The sequence below is a fragment of the Citrobacter sp. MGH 55 genome (assembly GCF_016906145.1).
GTDB classification, from domain to species: domain Bacteria; phylum Pseudomonadota; class Gammaproteobacteria; order Enterobacterales; family Enterobacteriaceae; genus Citrobacter_A; species Citrobacter_A amalonaticus.
This window is the reverse complement of record NZ_CP070239.1, coordinates 4,959,184-4,975,071: the sequence shown is the minus strand read 5'-3', so window position 1 is coordinate 4,975,071 and position 15,888 is coordinate 4,959,184. Positions and strand designations below refer to the sequence as shown.

The following is a 15,888-nucleotide window of genomic DNA, read 5'->3' as shown; positions in this document are numbered from 1 at the left end:
CTGCATCACATTTTTCGCCGATGAATCGTTGTACCTGAAAACTAACATCAAACAATAACAACCTATTACTGGAATGATCTGGAATCTTTACACAGCGATTTGCGCTGCGCCTGCTACGCTTTTTTGCATTTGCAAAAGGTAAGTGTCGGCAGTGGTGCAGCGCATTTGCCCGGGAATAAACGACGAAGTAAAAAAGAAGGTGGAAAAAATGAGTGCGTCGTTGGCTATCCTCACAATCGGTGTTGTACCCATGAGTGAAGTCTTACCGCTTCTGACTGAGTACATCGACGAACAAAATATCACCCATCACAGCTTGCTCGGAAAAATGAGTCGTGATGACGTTCTGGCGGAATATGCGCTGGAATCCGACGAAGACCCGCTGTTAACCCTGCTTAACGATAATGAACTGGCTTATGTTTCGCGGCAGAAAGTAGAACGCGATCTGCAAAGCGTCATCGAAGTGCTGGATAACCAGGGCTACGACGTCATTTTACTGATGAGCACCGTGTCGATTGCCAGCATGACCGCCCGTAACAGCATTCTGCTTGAGCCGCTGCGTATTATTCCACCGCTGGTGGCCTCAATTGTCGATGGCCATCAGGTGGGGGTGATTGTGCCGGTTGAAGATCTGATGGCCGATCAAGCGGAGAAATGGCAGGTTTTACAGTCGCCGCCGCTGTTCTCGCTGGCGAATCCGGTTCACGGCACCACCGAGCAGTTGATTGAAGCCGGTAAAGATCTACTGGAGCAAGGGGCAGATGTTATTATGCTCGATTGCCTGGGTTTTCATCAGCGCCACCGCGATGTCCTGCAAAAATCGCTTGATGTCCCGGTACTGCTCTCTAATGTGCTGATTGCGCGACTGGCTTCAGAACTGCTGGTTTAATTTTGCGTGACAGGCCAAAGGGCTGCCCCCTATATTGGTTGTCAATTTACCAACGAGACAGGGTCCGTTTATGCTTCAAAGTAACGAATACTTTTCCGGCAAAGTTAAATCAATCGGCTTTACCAGCAGCAGTACTGGCCGTGCCAGTGTAGGCGTGATGCTGGAAGGTGAATACACCTTTGGTACCGCAGAGCCTGAAGAGATGACGGTCGTAAGCGGCGCGTTGAATGTGTTACTGCCGGATGCCACCGAATGGAAAGTGTATGCCGCAGGAGAGGTATTTAACGTCCCGGGCCATAGCGAGTTTCATTTACAGGTCGCAGAACCGACCTCTTATCTTTGTCGCTATCTGTGATATTTTTTCCCTCTCCGTGCGGAGAGGGAATCTTCGTTTAGCGCTGCGCTTCGCCGCCTAAACCTTCCACCAGATTCTGAATCAACGCGGCCAGTTCGCCGGTCATCAGGATAAAGTCCGCGTCGAAACGCTGGGCGAAATCTTCCCGGTCGATGTCTTCGTTTTGATCGCGTAGTTCGTCGCTGAATTTCAGGCGCTTAATCGACGCGTCATCGCAGATCATAAACTGAATACGCTGCTGCCAGTCGAGCGCCAGTTTGGTCACCACTTTACCGGCTTCAATGTGCACGGCGATCTCGTCGCTCACCAGATCCTGTTTCTTTGCCCGGATCACGCCGCCGTCTTCCAGCATGGCCTTCAGTTCGGCTTCGTCGAGTAACTGGAAGCCCTGCGCCACGGTGCCGGAACGCACCCACTCGGTGAGCGTCAGCTCAATCGGGTTTTCCAGCGCCAGTGGAACCACCGGCAGAGAGCCGAGGCTCTTACGCAGCAGCGCCAGCGTATCTTCCGCTTTTTTTGCGCTTGCGCAGTCCACCATGATCAATCCGTTCACGGTGTCGATCCACATCATGGTCTGACTAAAGCGGCTAAAGGCGCGCGGCAGCAGCGAATGCAGCACTTCATCCTTTAGCGAGTCTTTCTCGGTTTTCTTCAGCTTACGCGCCTGTTCGGCTTCCAGTTTGGCAATCTTCGCTTCCAGCGCCTGTTTGATCACCGGAGAGGGCAGGATCTTCTCTTCTTTACGCGCGCAAATCAAAATCTGGCCGTTGTTAGTATGCGTCAACGCATCGCTGTGCGATCCCATTGGCGGCACCCAGCCCGTTTTTGCCATATCCTGGCTACCGCAAGGGGTAAACGTCATCGAGGCTAGCTGTTTTTCCATCTCCTCGGCACGCAATGAAATATCGCGGCTAAGACGGTAAACCATTAAATTTTTGAACCACAGCATGATAATTTCCACGGCCTTGTCGTTAAATCCAGCGCGTATAGTAACGAATTGTCGGCAGGCTTGCATTGCCATTCCCTATACCTCGCTCTACTCTGTTGATATTCCCAAAAAAAGAGGAACATCGTGTGCGTATTGGTATTGATTTAGGCGGCACCAAAACGGAAGTGATCGCGCTCAGTGAGGCTGGGGAACAACTGTTCCGCCATCGTCTGCCGACGCCGCGAAATGACTATCAGCAAACCATCGAAACCATTGCCACGCTGGTGGCGATGGCGGAGCAGACCACCGGACAAACGGGGACGGTAGGGATAGGGATCCCGGGTTCCATTTCGCCTTACACCAGCGTGGTGAAGAATGCCAACTCCACGTGGCTGAACGGTCAGCCGTTTGATAAAGACCTCAGCGCCCGTCTGCAGCGTGACGTTCGTCTGGCGAATGACGCGAACTGTCTGGCCGTTTCTGAGGCCGTTGATGGAGCGGCTGCCGGGGCAATGACGGTTTTTGCCGTGATTATTGGTACCGGCTGCGGCGTAGGTGTGGCGCTCAACGGTCGGGCGCACATCGGCGGCAATGGGACGGCGGGCGAATGGGGTCACAACCCTTTGCCGTGGATGGATGAGGATGAGCTTCGCTACCGTGAAGAAGTCCCCTGCTACTGCGGAAAACAGGGATGCATCGAGACGTTTATTTCTGGTACCGGGTTCGCCACCGATTACCAGCGCCTGAGCGGTAACGCCTTAAAAGGCAGTGAGATTATCCGTCTGGTGGAGGAGCAAAATGCGCTGGCCGAACTGGCGCTCAGCCGCTATGAGCTGCGGCTGGCAAAATCGCTGGCTCATGTGGTGAATATTCTTGACCCGGACGTTTTCGTTCTCGGCGGCGGAATGAGCAACATTGACCGCCTGTACAAAACGATACCGCCGCTAATTAAACGGTTTGTGTTTGGTGGTGAGTGCGAAACGCTGGTGCGCAAAGCTGTGCACGGAGATTCCAGCGGCGTGCGCGGTGCGGCGTGGCTGTGGCCGCAGGAATAGTGCCAGGAGAGGCCGGCGCTATCCGGCCTGTCGTACCTGTTATTCTACGGCAAACATCCTGTCGAGTTTGCTGTAGCCCAGTCCGTTGATTTTCTTCACCTTGATCTGCACCGGAATCCGTTCTTTCATCGCTTCTACATGGCTAATCACGCCAATGGTTTTGCCGCTGGCGTTGAGCGCATCCAGCGCATCAAGGGCGGTATCCAGCGTTTCACTGTCGAGCGTGCCGAAGCCTTCATCAAGGAACAGCGAGTCAATGCGCGTTTTGTGGCTGACCAGATCGGAGAGCGCCAGCGCCAGCGCGAGACTGACCAGGAAACTTTCGCCACCGGAAAGGGTACGGGTATCGCGTACGGCGTCGGCCTGCCAGGTATCGACCACCTCCAGTTCCAGCGCTTCACTGGCTTTACGTTGCAGTAAATAGCGACCATGCAGGCGGGTCAACTGGTTGTTCGCCAGCCAGACCAGGTTATCCAGCGTCAGCCCCTGGGCGAATTTGCGGAATTTATCCCCCTCTTTAGAGCCGATTAGCGCATTCAGGTAGCCCCAGTCCTCAACCTGTTGCATCGCGTTGTCGATTTTTTGCATCAACGTCTGCTGCTGCTGGCGATTGTCGCTGTCCTGTTTTAGCTGTTGGCGTATTTCGCCCTGACGCGTAGCGTTATCGCGTACCCGATCGTTAAGCTGCGCCACGGTTTGCTGAATATGCTCAATCGACAGCGTGGGATCCAGACCCGCTGGCGGCTGTTGCTGATGTGCCGCCAGCGCTTGCGCCGATTGTGTGGCGAGCGTCTGTGCCTGCTGAACCTGGTTTTCCAGCGACTGTTTTAGCTGTTCCAGACGCGTGACCGCCTCGTCATCCAGCAGCGCGGCAAGAAATGCCGCCTGATCGGCAAATATACTGTGCGACAGCGCGGCATCGAACTGCGCCTGCGCATCGGCAGCGCGCTGAGTTTCCTGTTTCTCCTGCTGCTGTAATGTCTGCAATTGACTGCGCAGCGACACGCATTCGTCATGAACCTGACGCCAGTTTTCCAGCGTCACGCTTGCATCATCTTCAGCGTCGGTATCAACGGCGGGCAGCGTTTCGAGTAGCGGGGTGAGCTGCGCGATGCGCGCCTGTATCGCCGTCAACTCCGTCTGCCGCTGTTGCCATGTTTGTGCCTCTGCCGCGCGCGCATCTAACCATGCCTCCTCGCGGCCTTCCTCAGGAAGTGACAACGTATAGCGGCTTAACTGTGCTGCCAGCGTCGCCTGGCGCTGGTCGATTTGCTGGCGGAACTGCGCCACCTGCTGTGCATGGGCGGTAATTTGCGCCTGTAGGTCATGGCGCTGGCTCAACTGGTAGAGTTGCTGCTCGTGTTCGTCCTGCGCCGTCAGCCAGGGCTGAATATCCTCCTGCGGCTGTAACGTGAGGTTCAGTGCACCGATCGTCGTTTGCCACTGTTGAGTGAGCGCTTGCTCTTCTTTAGCCAGCGTCTGCGCTTCGCTTTCGTCACGCTGTAGCTGCTGGTTGACTGCCTCGGACTGTCCACGCAGGGTGGCGCCTTCGTCGGCCAGCGTTTTGACTTCTTTTTCCAGCGCATCGCGTCGCGCCTGATTAACACCGGGTTCGAGTGCCTGATATGCCGCGACAGCAGGATGGGTGGTGGAACCGCAAAGCGGGCAGGGCTGGCCGGACTGCAACTGCGCACGCTGGCTTTCCAGATCTTTGATCCGCGCCTCCTGCTCACAAAGTGTTTTAACATCCTGATACTGCTGATATTTGTCTTTATACTGCTGGCGCTTTGCCTCCAGCAGGGTATTGAGTCGGGCCAGTTCCTGTTTGTTATGCGTTATCGTCGCCTGAAGCTGACTCAAACGCGTCAGTCGGGGAACAATCTGACCATGGAGCGAAAGCAGTTGCTGGCGCAGAGGACGCTGTTGCGCATGTTGCACCAGCGCCGCTGCGACTTCCTCTGCCGTCAGATTGAGCGTCACTGGCGGCAGCGATTCCAGCTTGCGGCTATCGTTGACCTGCTGTTGCTGCCATTTAGCCAGCTGAACGTTATCGCTGGCCTGCTGAGCAAAAAGGGCGCGCCATCCTCCTGACTCGTTGCTCCATAGGCGAAAGCGATCGTGTTCGTTTAGCCACTCGCTCAGCGTCTGTTGCGTAGCGAGCAGGGCGGTGGACTGTTGCTCTGCCTGGCGTCGGATGTGGTTGCGCAGCGTGAATCTACTCTGTAAGCGAGTATTTACTTCGTTAATCTGCTGGCGAGTTCGGGAAACGGTAGCGGATTGCTCCTGAATGCGCTCCCATAATGGGCGCAACGCTCTGGCAGGTTGTGCGAGGCTGAGCGTTGCCAGCTGTGGCTGGGCGTTTTCCAGTGCTTCCTGGGCAACCCGCAGCATCTGCTGACGCTGGTTTGCGTCGGTCTGCAGTTCGTGCTGTCGCGTCAGCCAGTTCAGTTGCTGCTGTCCAGTCTGTTGCTGGGCGACCAGCTGTTTCTCTTCGTCAGTGAGTGCCTGCAAACTTTCTGTCAGCGTCTGCAACGCGTCGGGGGCTAACAGCGCGATGCCGTTGGCTTGCGCCTGTAATTTTTCCAGTTCGGTGCGTGCGGTTTTGTGCTGCTCAAACACCTGGGCAGAGATCTGGCCGTAAATTTCCGTGCCGGTCAGCTCTTCCAGCAGTTCCGCACGCTCTTTCGGCTTCGCGTTGAGGAAGGCGGCGAACTGCCCCTGCGAGAGCAGCATCGAACGGGTAAATCGACCATAATCCAGACCGGTCAGTTCCGCCGTCATCTCCAGTTTGTCTTTCACTTTATCGGCAAGGATTTTCCCGTCGGCACAGCGCGCCAGTTCAACGCGCGGAACCTGTAAATTACCGTCGGGCTGGTTGCGCGCCCGGTTCTGGCTCCAGAACGCACGATACGCTTCGCCTTTGACTTCAAACTCCACTTCCGCCAGACATTCCGCCGTATCGCGGGACATCAGATCGTTCTGCGATTGCGACACGGTATTCAGGCGTGGCGTCTCGTGGTACAGCGCCAGGCAAATCGCGTCGAGCAGAGTGGTTTTACCCGCCCCCGTAGGCCCGGTAATGGCAAACAGGCCGTTGCTGGCAAAGGGCTCCACCGTGAAATCGACCTTCCATTCCCCTTTCAGCGAATTGAGGTTTTTCAGGCGCAGACTGAGAATCTTCATGCCTCATGCTCCCCGGATAGTGTCTGCAGTGTGCGGTGAAAAAGTGCTGTCAGGCGTTCGCACTGCGGCGGCTCAAGTTCTTCCAGCGCCAGACGGCGAGTAAATACCTCATCCACGCTCAGCTCGCTCAGCGTTTCCCGGCGTTCGTTACACAACATGCGTTCGCGCTGCTCCCGACTGCGTCGGACTAACAGTACCTCAACGGGCAGCGTTTCCGTCAGCGTCTGAATTTTCCGCTGCATGTCATGCAGGTATTCATCGGTGGTGATTTCGATATCCAGCCAGACCGGGGGGGCCGGAGGGCTGTCACGCCACTGCTCCAGCTGTTCGGTAATGGCGGCGAAATCGCCTTTTAATATTGCCAGCGGTTGCGTAACCGGAATGATGAGTTCCTCAACGCCGGCTAACGCGCCGTCCTGGAAGTCCACCTGATGCACATATTTGCTTTTGCCGCATTCGTCAAAGCTCAGCGCGATGGGCGAGCCGCAGTAGCGGATGTGCTCTGTACCGCCAATTTTCTGCGCCCGGTGGATGTGGCCCAGCGCGATATAATCGGCAGGCGGGAAGTTCTGCGCCGGGAAAGCATCCAGCGTACCAATATAAATGTCACGCACAGCGTCACTTTTGCTGGCGCCAACGGTGGTCAGGTGGCCGGTGGCGATAATCGGCAGGGCGAGATCGCCACGTAACGCGCAGGCGGCCTCGTATTGCTGCTGATAATAGTCGGTGATGGCACCCAGCAGATGCTGCTGTTTTTCCTGACCGGAGAGTCCCGCCTGGCTGCTGACAATGTCGCGCGGGCGTAAAAACGGCACCGGGCACAGCACCGCGCCGGGCTGACCGTCGCGACGATGCAGGAGTTGCGGCGCGTGACCGGCGCTGGCCACTACCGTGGTATTGAGAAACGCCAGAATCTCACGGGATTCATTCAGCGTGGCGACGGAATCATGGTTTCCCGCTAATACCACCAGATGACAGCCCGTTTGCTGTAGGTTGACCACAAAACGGTTATAGAGCTCGCGGGCATAGCTTGGTGGTGAGCCGGTATCGAAGATATCGCCTGCCACGATGATCGCGTCCACCTGCTGCTTAACCGCCGTTTCCAGCAGCCAGTCAAGAAAAGCCTGATGTTCAGCGGCACGGCTTTTACTGTAGAAATTTTGTCCCAGATGCCAGTCAGAGGTGTGAAGGATGCGCATAACGGTTCCATGGCAAAAAAGCATAAAGGGGATTATAACCATTCGGGAGCTGTAATATCTCGTTTCTCGGGTGTCATAAATCAACAACCTAAGGTTAACGTCAGCATACATTTTCATAAATCTGTCATAAAACTGACGCATAATGGCGCCGCATTAAGACAGATGATGATAAGCAACTTATATAACAGGGCAAATCATGGCGAGACGTATTCTGGTCGTAGAAGATGAAGCTCCAATTCGCGAAATGGTCTGTTTCGTGCTTGAGCAAAATGGCTTTCAACCCGTTGAAGCTGAAGATTATGACAGTGCGGTGAACCAGCTTAATGAACCCTGGCCGGATTTGATCCTCCTTGACTGGATGTTGCCCGGTGGTTCTGGTCTACAGTTTATTAAACACCTCAAGCGTGAAGCGATGACCCGGGATATTCCGATCATGATGTTGACCGCCAGAGGGGAAGAAGAGGATCGTGTACGCGGCCTGGAAACCGGTGCGGATGATTACATTACCAAACCGTTCTCACCGAAAGAGCTGGTTGCCCGTATCAAAGCGGTGATGCGTAGGATCTCGCCGATGGCGGTGGAAGAGGTCATTGAGATGCAGGGGTTAAGCCTGGATCCCACATCGCACCGCGTGATGACCGGCGACAACCCACTCGACATGGGGCCGACGGAATTTAAACTCCTGCATTTCTTTATGACGCATCCCGAGCGGGTTTACAGCCGTGAACAACTGCTGAATCACGTCTGGGGCACCAATGTCTACGTTGAGGATCGCACGGTTGATGTGCATATTCGCCGTCTGCGTAAGGCGCTGGAAGCCAGCGGCCACGATCGGATGGTGCAGACGGTTCGCGGGACAGGGTATCGTTTTTCGACCCGTTTCTGAAAGGCAAGAACAAGAGCCTGGCTCTGAAGGGAGAGTGACCCGTGCTGGAACGGCTGTCATGGAAAAGGTTGGTGCTGGAGCTGATACTTTGCTGTATCCCGGCCTTCATCCTAAGTGCATTTTTTGGTTACCTGCCGTGGTTTTTACTGGCATCGGTAACAGGACTGCTTATCTGGCATTTCTGGAATTTATTACGTCTCTCATGGTGGCTGTGGGTCGACAGAAGCATGACGCCGCCGCCGGGACGAGGCAGTTGGGAACCGCTGCTGTACGGTTTGCATCAGATGCAACTGCGCAATAAAAAGCGTCGTCGCGAGCTGGGCAATCTGATTAAACGCTTTCGCAGCGGGGCGGAGTCGCTGCCCGATGCGGTGGTATTGACCACCGAAGAGGGGGGGATCTTCTGGTGTAACGGTCTGGCGCAACAGGTGCTGGGCTTACGCTGGCCGGACGATAGCGGACAGAACATCCTTAACCTGCTGCGCTACCCGGAGTTTACGCAGTACCTCAAGCAGCGGGACTTCAGTCGGCCGCTGAATCTGGTGCTTAATACTGGGCGACATCTGGAAATTCGCGTTATGCCGTATACCGATAAGCAACTGCTGATGGTGGCGCGCGACATGACCCAGATGCACCAGCTCGAAGGCGCAAGACGTAATTTCTTCGCCAACGTGAGCCACGAGCTGCGTACCCCGCTTACGGTGTTGCAGGGCTATCTTGAAATGATGTACGAGCAGACGCTGGAAGGGGCAACGCGCGAAAAAGCGCTGTTAACGATGCGCGACCAGACCTCGCGCATGGAAGGACTGGTAAAACAGTTGCTCACGCTGTCGAAAATTGAAGCCGCACCGACGCTTTTGCTCAATGAACAGGTCGATGTGCCGATGATATTGCGCATGGTCGAACGCGAGGCGCAGACGCTCAGTCAGCAGAAGCACACTTTTAGCTTTGAGGTGGATAACCAGCTGAAAGTGCTGGGGAATGAAGAACAACTGCGTAGCGCGATGTCCAACCTGGTGTATAACGCGGTGAACCATACGCCAGCGGGAACCCATATCACCGTCCGCTGGCAGACGGTACCGCACGGCGCGGAGTTTAGCGTGGAGGATAACGGACCGGGCATTGCGCCGGAACATATCCCGCGGTTAACGGAGCGATTTTATCGCGTTGATAAAGCGCGTTCGCGGCAAACGGGCGGCAGTGGACTGGGGCTGGCTATCGTCAAACACGCGGTGAATCATCATGAAAGTCGCCTGATGATCGACAGTCAACTGGGTAAAGGGACGCGCTTTAGTTTTGTGCTGCCGGAACGATTAATTGCCAAAAAAAGTGCTTAAAGTGCAATCGTAAGGTTTTCTTTCCATAAGCCAGCCAATGCTGGCTTATTTTCTTTGCGGCTAAGATAAGTCTGCTGAATTTATCAACGTCTGGTTGTTTTTTGTTCGCATGATAAGCCATGACTTTTTCTGTAGTATGGTGTTTTACACTGGTATGAGATTTGATATCACTATAATCTTCCGGTTTTTGGATCCCTCCTTGCTTTAAAACGTTATAAGCGTTTAAATTGCGCCCCAGATGCTGTCAGACTGACTGTATTCAGGCGGTAAATCGAAAAACTATTCTTTGCTTTCCAGGTTATGGGAGATATCCCTCTGGAATAGCTTAAAAAAACCGCTGTTTCTTCCCGCTGGGATAGACACTACGTTAATTTAATCAACACCACATCCACAGGCCGTAAGCTTTATGACCCATCAGTTAAAATCGCGCGATATTATTGCGCTGGGCTTTATGACTTTTGCGCTGTTCGTCGGCGCAGGGAACATCATCTTTCCTCCAATGGTTGGTTTGCAGGCAGGCGAAAACGTCTGGATGGCGGCATTCGGTTTTCTGATCACCGCTGTTGGGCTACCGGTGCTGACCGTTATCGCGCTGGCGAAAGTCGGTGGTGGTGTTGATAGTCTGAGTACCCCTATCGGTAAAGTCGCTGGCGTTTTGTTGGCGACTGTCTGCTATCTGGCCGTCGGGCCGTTATTCGCCACGCCGCGCACCGCGACGGTCTCTTTTGAAGTGGGGATCGCCCCGCTGACCGGCGATTCGGCTATGCCGCTGCTTATCTACAGCGTGGTCTATTTTTCCATTGTCATTCTGGTCTCGCTCTATCCGGGCAAACTGCTGGATACCGTGGGTAACTTCCTGGCGCCGCTGAAGATTCTGGCGCTGATTGTGCTCTCCGTTGCGGCCATCATCTGGCCTGCCGGCCCGATCAGCCATGCGATGGAAGCGTACCAGACCGCCGCGTTCTCCAATGGTTTCGTTAATGGCTACCTGACGATGGATACGCTGGGCGCGATGGTCTTTGGCATCGTTATTGTTAACGCCGCGCGTTCTCGCGGCGTAACCGAAGCGCGTCTGCTGACCCGTTACACCGTCTGGGCTGGCCTGATGGCGGGCGTCGGATTAACGCTGCTGTACCTGGCGCTGTTCCGTCTCGGATCTGACAGCGCTACGCTGGTCGATCAGTCGGCGAACGGCGCGGCGATCCTGCATGCCTATGTTCAGCACACCTTTGGCGGTGCAGGCAGCCTGCTGCTGGCGGCACTGATCTTTATCGCCTGTCTGGTAACGGCGGTCGGCCTGACCTGCGCTTGTGCCGAATTCTTCGCCCAGTATGTGCCGCTCTCCTACCGCACGCTGGTGTTTATTCTTGGCGGCTTCTCAATGGTGGTGTCCAACCTGGGACTCAGCCATCTGATTCAGATCTCTATTCCGGTGCTGACGGCGATCTACCCGCCGTGTATCGCACTGGTGGTATTAAGTTTTACCCGCTCATGGTGGCATAATTCGACCCGCGTCATTGCTTCGGCAATGTTTATCAGCCTGATTTTTGGTATCCTTGATGGTATTAAAGCATCGGCAATCGGCGACGTGTTACCGGCCTGGACCCAGCGCTTACCGCTGGCGGAACAAGGTCTGGCGTGGTTAATGCCCACCGTCGTGATGGTGGTCCTGGCGGTTGTCTGGGATCGCGCAGCAGGTCGACAGGTGACCTCCAGCGCACACTAAGATTGCGGAAAAGTGTTTTAACCACGGGGCTATTACTGGCCCCGTGGTTTTTTATTGTGTTGATGGGTTAGGAATCGATGGAAAGTAATAACAAGCTGAAGCGTGGGCTAAGCACCCGACACATTCGCTTTATGGCCCTGGGCTCAGCCATTGGCACCGGGCTGTTTTATGGCTCTGCGGATGCCATTAAAATGGCCGGGCCAAGCGTGCTGCTGGCCTACATTATTGGCGGGGTGGCGGCCTATATCATTATGCGTGCGTTGGGTGAAATGTCGGTACACAACCCTTCTGCCAGTTCCTTTTCGCGCTATGCGCAGGAAAACCTCGGCCCGCTCGCCGGTTACATTACCGGCTGGACCTACTGTTTTGAAATCCTGATTGTCGCCATTGCCGACGTGACCGCGTTCGGCATTTATATGGGCGTCTGGTTTCCGACGGTGCCGCACTGGATCTGGGTGCTCAGCGTGGTGCTGATCATCTGTGCCATCAACCTGATGAGCGTGAAAGTGTTTGGTGAACTGGAATTCTGGTTCTCCTTCTTTAAAGTCGCCACCATCATCATCATGATCGTGGCTGGTTTCGGTATCATCATCTGGGGGATTGGCAACGGTGGACAACCGACAGGGATCCATAACCTGTGGACCAACGGCGGCTTCTTCAGCAACGGCTGGCTGGGGATGGTGATGTCGTTGCAGATGGTGATGTTTGCCTACGGCGGTATTGAAATTATTGGTATCACTGCCGGCGAAGCGAAAGACCCGGAGAAATCCATTCCGCGCGCGATTAACTCGGTGCCGATGCGTATTCTGGTGTTCTACGTGGGGACGCTGTTTGTCATTATGTCTATCTACCCGTGGAACCAGGTGGGAACCGCTGGCAGCCCGTTTGTGCTGACCTTCCAGCATCTCGGTATCACCTTTGCCGCCAGCATTCTTAACTTTGTGGTGCTGACGGCGTCACTGTCGGCGATTAACTCTGACGTCTTTGGCGTCGGTCGTATGCTGCACGGGATGGCGGAGCAGGGCAGTGCGCCAAAAGTGTTCGCCAAAACCTCGCGTCGGGGGATCCCGTGGGTCACGGTGATGGTGATGACTATCGCTCTGCTGTTTGCGGTGTATCTGAACTACATCATGCCGGAGAATGTTTTCCTGGTGATTGCGTCGCTGGCGACCTTCGCAACGGTCTGGGTGTGGATTATGATCCTGCTGTCGCAAATCGCGTTCCGTCGTCGTCTGCCGCCGGAAGAGGTGAAAGCGCTGAAGTTTAAAGTGCCGGGCGGCGTGGCAACGACCATTGTAGGCCTGATTTTCCTCGTCTTTATCATCGGACTGATTGGCTATCATCCCGACACCCGCATCTCGCTGTACGTGGGCTGTGGCTGGATTGTTCTGCTGATGATTGGCTGGATGTTCAAGCGTCGCCACGATCGCCAGATGGCGCAAGCGCAGTAAGATTGTACCGGGTGGCGTGAATGCCATCCGGTCATTTCTCCTCCCCCGAACTCCTCCCCCGAACTCCTCCCCCAATAAACCTTCAGATGATGAGTTATCCTGTAAATCGCTATGGCAAGGTGTGCTCATTTTCATCAAAGGGGATACGTGATGTTGAACGCCTGGCACCTACCGGTTGCCCCATTTGTTAAGCAAAACAAAGACCAACTGGCCATTACGCTCTGGCTGACGGGGGAGAACCTGCCGCAGCGCGTCACGCTGCGTGCGGAGAATGACAACGAAGAAATTGCGCTGGCGATGCATAAATTACGCACGCAGCCGTTCCCGGGCGTGACCGCCTGGCGTGCGGCGATTGATCTTCGCAGCGGGCAGCCGCGTCGGCGCTACAGCTTCAAACTGCTCTGGATTGATTGCCAGTTGTGGTTTACACCGCTTGGGTTCAGCCGTTTTCCGCCTGCTCGTCTGGAGCAATTTGCCGTAGATGCACCGGACAGCGGACCGCAGTGGGTGGTCGATCAGGTTTTCTACCAAATCTTTCCTGACCGTTTTGCCCGCAGTTCGTCACGCGACGCAGAGCAGGATAAGGTTTATTACCATCACGCCGCCGGGCAGGAGATTGTGCTACGTGACTGGGATGAACCGGTGACTGCGCAGGCTGGCGGCTCCACGTTTTATGGCGGCGACCTCGACGGTATCAGCGAAAAGCTGCCGTACCTGAAAAAACTGGGCGTCACCGCGCTGTACCTGAACCCTGTGTTTACTGCGCCGAGCGTGCATAAGTACGACACCGAAGATTATCGTCATGTTGATCCGCAGTTTGGCGGCGATCAGTCGTTAATGCGTCTGCGGCAGAAAACGCAGCAGCAGGGAATGCGGCTGGTGCTGGACGGCGTGTTTAACCACAGCGGCGACTCTCATACATGGTTCGATCGTCATCAGCGCGGCTCCGGCGGCGCGTGCCATAACCCAGAATCGCCCTGGCGTGACTGGTACAGCTTTTCGCCAGACGGCGTTGCGCTGGACTGGCTGGGATACGCCAGTCTGCCGAAGCTGGATTATCAGTCCGAAAGTCTGGTCAACGAAATATATCGCGGCGAAGACAGCATCGTTCGTCACTGGCTGAAAGCGCCGTGGAACATGGACGGCTGGCGGCTCGATGTCGTGCATATGCTGGGTGAAGCGGGCGGAGCGCGTAACAACCTTAAGCATGTCGCCGGGATCGTTCAGGCGGCGAAGGAAACGCAGCCAGAAGCCTACGTCTTTGGCGAACACTTTGGTGACGCGCGACAGTGGCTGCAGGCGGATGCAGAAGATGCTGCGATGAACTATCGTGGCTTCACCTTTCCGCTGTGGGGGTTTCTTGCCAATACCGATATCTCTTACGATCCTCAGCAGATTGATGCGCAGACCTGTATGGCGTGGATGGATAACTATCGCGCCGGGCTCTCTCATCAGCAGCAACTGAGGATGTTCAACCAGCTCGACAGTCATGATACCGCCCGTTTCAAGTCGCTATTGGGCAACGATGTCGCCCGCCTGCCGCTGGCGGTAGTCTGGCTGTTTAGTTGGCCCGGCGTGCCCTGTATCTATTATGGCGATGAGGTGGGACTGGATGGCGATAACGATCCGTTCTGCCGCAAGACGTTTCCCTGGCAGGCGGAAAAACAGGATGTCACATTGCTTGCCCTGTACCAGCGGATGGCGAAACTGAGGCATAGTATCCCGGCGTTACGCTACGGTGGGTGCCAGGTGGTCTATGCGGAAGACAACGTAGTGGTATTTTTGCGCGTCTACCAGCAGCAGCGCGTGCTGGTAGCCATTAACCGCGGCGAGGCGTGTGAGGTGGTGCTCCCGGCGTCACCGCTGCTGAACGTAACAGAATGGCGTTGTAAAGAAGGAAAAGGGCAGGTGGTTGAGGACGTCCTGTCGCTGCCGACGATTTCCGCCACCCTCTGGCTGAATCACTGATACAACTGCGCGATGTCGCGGCTGGCAAGCAGCGTTTCCCGCCACCACTGCTGCGCCAGCCCGTGGCTACCATCGCGCCATGCCATATAGGCGACATCTTTTTCGCGAAAAGAGATGACGCTTTTTTCGACCAGTTCGCCCGTGGCAAGCCACGGGCTGGCGATATGCCGCGGGAGAAAACCGCAGCCCATCCCGGCGCGCAGCAGCGCCACTTTACTGTGAAAATCGTCAACATGGATTTGCGGCTGTTCTTCCATCAGGTTAGTTTGCAGCGGATGGCAAAAACGCGCGCTGTCGCTGATGACAATGGCGCGGTGCAGGCAGAGTTGTTCATTCGTCAGTCTGTCAGAGAGTGCGGCCAGCGGATGATTGGGCGCCACCACAAAAACATTATCCAGAGTCCCTAACATTTTGTAGGACCACGCGGCAGAGGTCGGTGGTTCGTTAATCGCGCCAAGAATGATATCCGCGCCATTATGCGTGAGCTCTTCCCATGACCCTGCCAGCGTGTGATACGAAAATTTAAGCAGCGTTTGTTTGTTCAGCGCGTGGAAGGCGTCGATGAGAGGTAACACCACCTCAAAGGGGAAGGAAACATCCAGCGCAATGACCAGCTCTTTTTCCCAACCGGAGCTCAGTTGCAGCGCCTGCTTTTCCAGATCTTTTGCCGCACTGAGCAACAAACGCCCCTTTTCCAGCATCATCAGGCCGGTGTCGGTGAATTTGGCCCGATGCCCGGAGCGGTCAAGCAGTTCGATGTTCAGGTCTTTTTCCAGCTTCTGAATCATATAGCTGAGCGCCGCGGGCGTCTTAAACAACGATTCGGCAGCGGCGGCAAAAGTACCGTATTTGTCGATAGCGTCCAGGATAAGCAGAACGTCCAGATTAATGCGCATAGGCTGAATATATCCCTG

The 15,888-nt window shown here is 55.3% G+C and carries 12 protein-coding genes; 8 read left to right on the top strand and 4 right to left on the bottom strand.

Going from position 1 to position 15,888, the window contains the following annotated elements:
• Positions 1-208: 208 nt before the first annotated feature.
• Positions 209-886, top strand: coding sequence for an AroM family protein (locus tag JTI98_RS20790; RefSeq protein ID WP_054176066.1), 678 nt, complete (start codon positions 209-211; stop codon positions 884-886).
• Positions 887-956: 70 nt separating this feature from the next.
• Positions 957-1,241, top strand: a complete 285-nt coding sequence (gene ppnP, locus JTI98_RS20785; protein ID WP_046476127.1) for a pyrimidine/purine nucleoside phosphorylase — start codon at positions 957-959, stop codon at positions 1,239-1,241.
• A gap of 37 nt (positions 1,242-1,278) precedes the next feature.
• Here the strand turns inward: ppnP and rdgC are convergent, their stop codons facing one another.
• Positions 1,279-2,190 carry a recombination-associated protein RdgC gene (gene rdgC, locus JTI98_RS20780; protein WP_044259030.1) on the bottom strand — a complete coding sequence of 304 codons (912 nt, stop codon included), beginning with the start codon at positions 2,188-2,190 and terminating at the stop codon, positions 1,279-1,281.
• A gap of 125 nt (positions 2,191-2,315) precedes the next feature.
• Here rdgC and mak point away from each other — a divergent pair, with 125 nt between their 5' ends.
• Positions 2,316-3,224 carry a fructokinase gene (gene mak, locus JTI98_RS20775; RefSeq protein ID WP_216081756.1) on the top strand — a complete coding sequence of 303 codons (909 nt, stop codon included), beginning with the start codon at positions 2,316-2,318 and terminating at the stop codon, positions 3,222-3,224.
• 39 nt (positions 3,225-3,263) lie between these two features.
• On the opposite strand, the gene sbcC is transcribed toward mak, so the two are convergent.
• Both sbcC and sbcD read right to left on the bottom strand, forming a co-directional pair.
• Positions 3,264-6,407, bottom strand: a complete 3,144-nt coding sequence (gene sbcC / locus JTI98_RS20770; protein WP_216081755.1) for an exonuclease subunit SbcC — start codon at positions 6,405-6,407, stop codon at positions 3,264-3,266.
• Entirely contained in the window at positions 6,404-7,606 is a 1,203-nt protein-coding gene (sbcD, locus tag JTI98_RS20765) for an exonuclease subunit SbcD (RefSeq protein ID WP_044326526.1), read from the bottom strand. The genes sbcC and sbcD overlap by 4 nt, the downstream gene beginning before the upstream one ends.
• A 196-nt stretch (positions 7,607-7,802) precedes the next feature.
• Between sbcD and phoB the strand changes: the two genes are divergently transcribed.
• The 5 genes from phoB (at position 7,803) to malZ (ending at position 14,974) form a co-directional block, all read left to right on the top strand.
• Positions 7,803-8,492 (top strand): phosphate response regulator transcription factor PhoB, encoded by a 690-nt coding sequence (gene phoB, locus JTI98_RS20760; RefSeq protein ID WP_099433852.1) that lies wholly within the window; start codon positions 7,803-7,805, stop codon positions 8,490-8,492.
• Positions 8,493-8,533: 41 nt separating this feature from the next.
• Positions 8,534-9,829, top strand: a complete 1,296-nt coding sequence (gene phoR, locus JTI98_RS20755) for a phosphate regulon sensor histidine kinase PhoR (RefSeq protein WP_200050272.1) — start codon at positions 8,534-8,536, stop codon at positions 9,827-9,829.
• A 406-nt stretch (positions 9,830-10,235) separates the two neighbouring features.
• Positions 10,236-11,555, top strand: a complete 1,320-nt coding sequence (gene brnQ / locus JTI98_RS20750) for a branched-chain amino acid transporter carrier protein BrnQ (RefSeq protein ID WP_216081754.1) — start codon at positions 10,236-10,238, stop codon at positions 11,553-11,555.
• 77 nt (positions 11,556-11,632) lie between these two features.
• Positions 11,633-13,006: a proline-specific permease ProY gene (gene proY, locus JTI98_RS20745; RefSeq protein WP_044328601.1), complete on the top strand. Its 1,374-nt coding sequence runs from the start codon at positions 11,633-11,635 to the stop codon at positions 13,004-13,006.
• Positions 13,007-13,156: 150 nt separating this feature from the next.
• Complete coding sequence (gene malZ, locus JTI98_RS20740) at positions 13,157-14,974, top strand: maltodextrin glucosidase (RefSeq protein ID WP_216081753.1); 1,818 nt, start codon at positions 13,157-13,159, stop codon at positions 14,972-14,974.
• On the opposite strand, the gene JTI98_RS20735 is transcribed toward malZ, so the two are convergent.
• Positions 14,968-15,870, bottom strand: coding sequence for a LysR family transcriptional regulator (locus JTI98_RS20735; protein ID WP_044259007.1), 903 nt, complete (start codon positions 15,868-15,870; stop codon positions 14,968-14,970). The genes malZ and JTI98_RS20735 overlap by 7 nt on opposite strands.
• Positions 15,871-15,888: the final 18 nt, after the last annotated feature.

What these genes read in the sequence shown, in the direction of transcription:
- JTI98_RS20790 (WP_054176066.1), top strand. Translation starts at nt 209, where the DNA reads ATGAGTGCGTCGTTGGCTATCCTCACAATCGGTGTTGTACCCATGAGT.
- ppnP (WP_046476127.1), top strand. Translation starts at nt 957, where the DNA reads ATGCTTCAAAGTAACGAATACTTTTCCGGCAAAGTTAAATCAATCGGC.
- rdgC (WP_044259030.1), bottom strand. Translation starts at nt 2,190, where the DNA reads ATGCTGTGGTTCAAAAATTTAATGGTTTACCGTCTTAGCCGCGATATT.
- sbcC (WP_216081755.1), bottom strand. Translation starts at nt 6,407, where the DNA reads ATGAAGATTCTCAGTCTGCGCCTGAAAAACCTCAATTCGCTGAAAGGG.
- sbcD (WP_044326526.1), bottom strand. Translation starts at nt 7,606, where the DNA reads ATGCGCATCCTTCACACCTCTGACTGGCATCTGGGACAAAATTTCTAC.
- phoB (WP_099433852.1), top strand. Translation starts at nt 7,803, where the DNA reads ATGGCGAGACGTATTCTGGTCGTAGAAGATGAAGCTCCAATTCGCGAA.
- brnQ (WP_216081754.1), top strand. Translation starts at nt 10,236, where the DNA reads ATGACCCATCAGTTAAAATCGCGCGATATTATTGCGCTGGGCTTTATG.
- proY (WP_044328601.1), top strand. Translation starts at nt 11,633, where the DNA reads ATGGAAAGTAATAACAAGCTGAAGCGTGGGCTAAGCACCCGACACATT.
- malZ (WP_216081753.1), top strand. Translation starts at nt 13,157, where the DNA reads ATGTTGAACGCCTGGCACCTACCGGTTGCCCCATTTGTTAAGCAAAAC.
- JTI98_RS20735 (WP_044259007.1), bottom strand. Translation starts at nt 15,870, where the DNA reads ATGCGCATTAATCTGGACGTTCTGCTTATCCTGGACGCTATCGACAAA.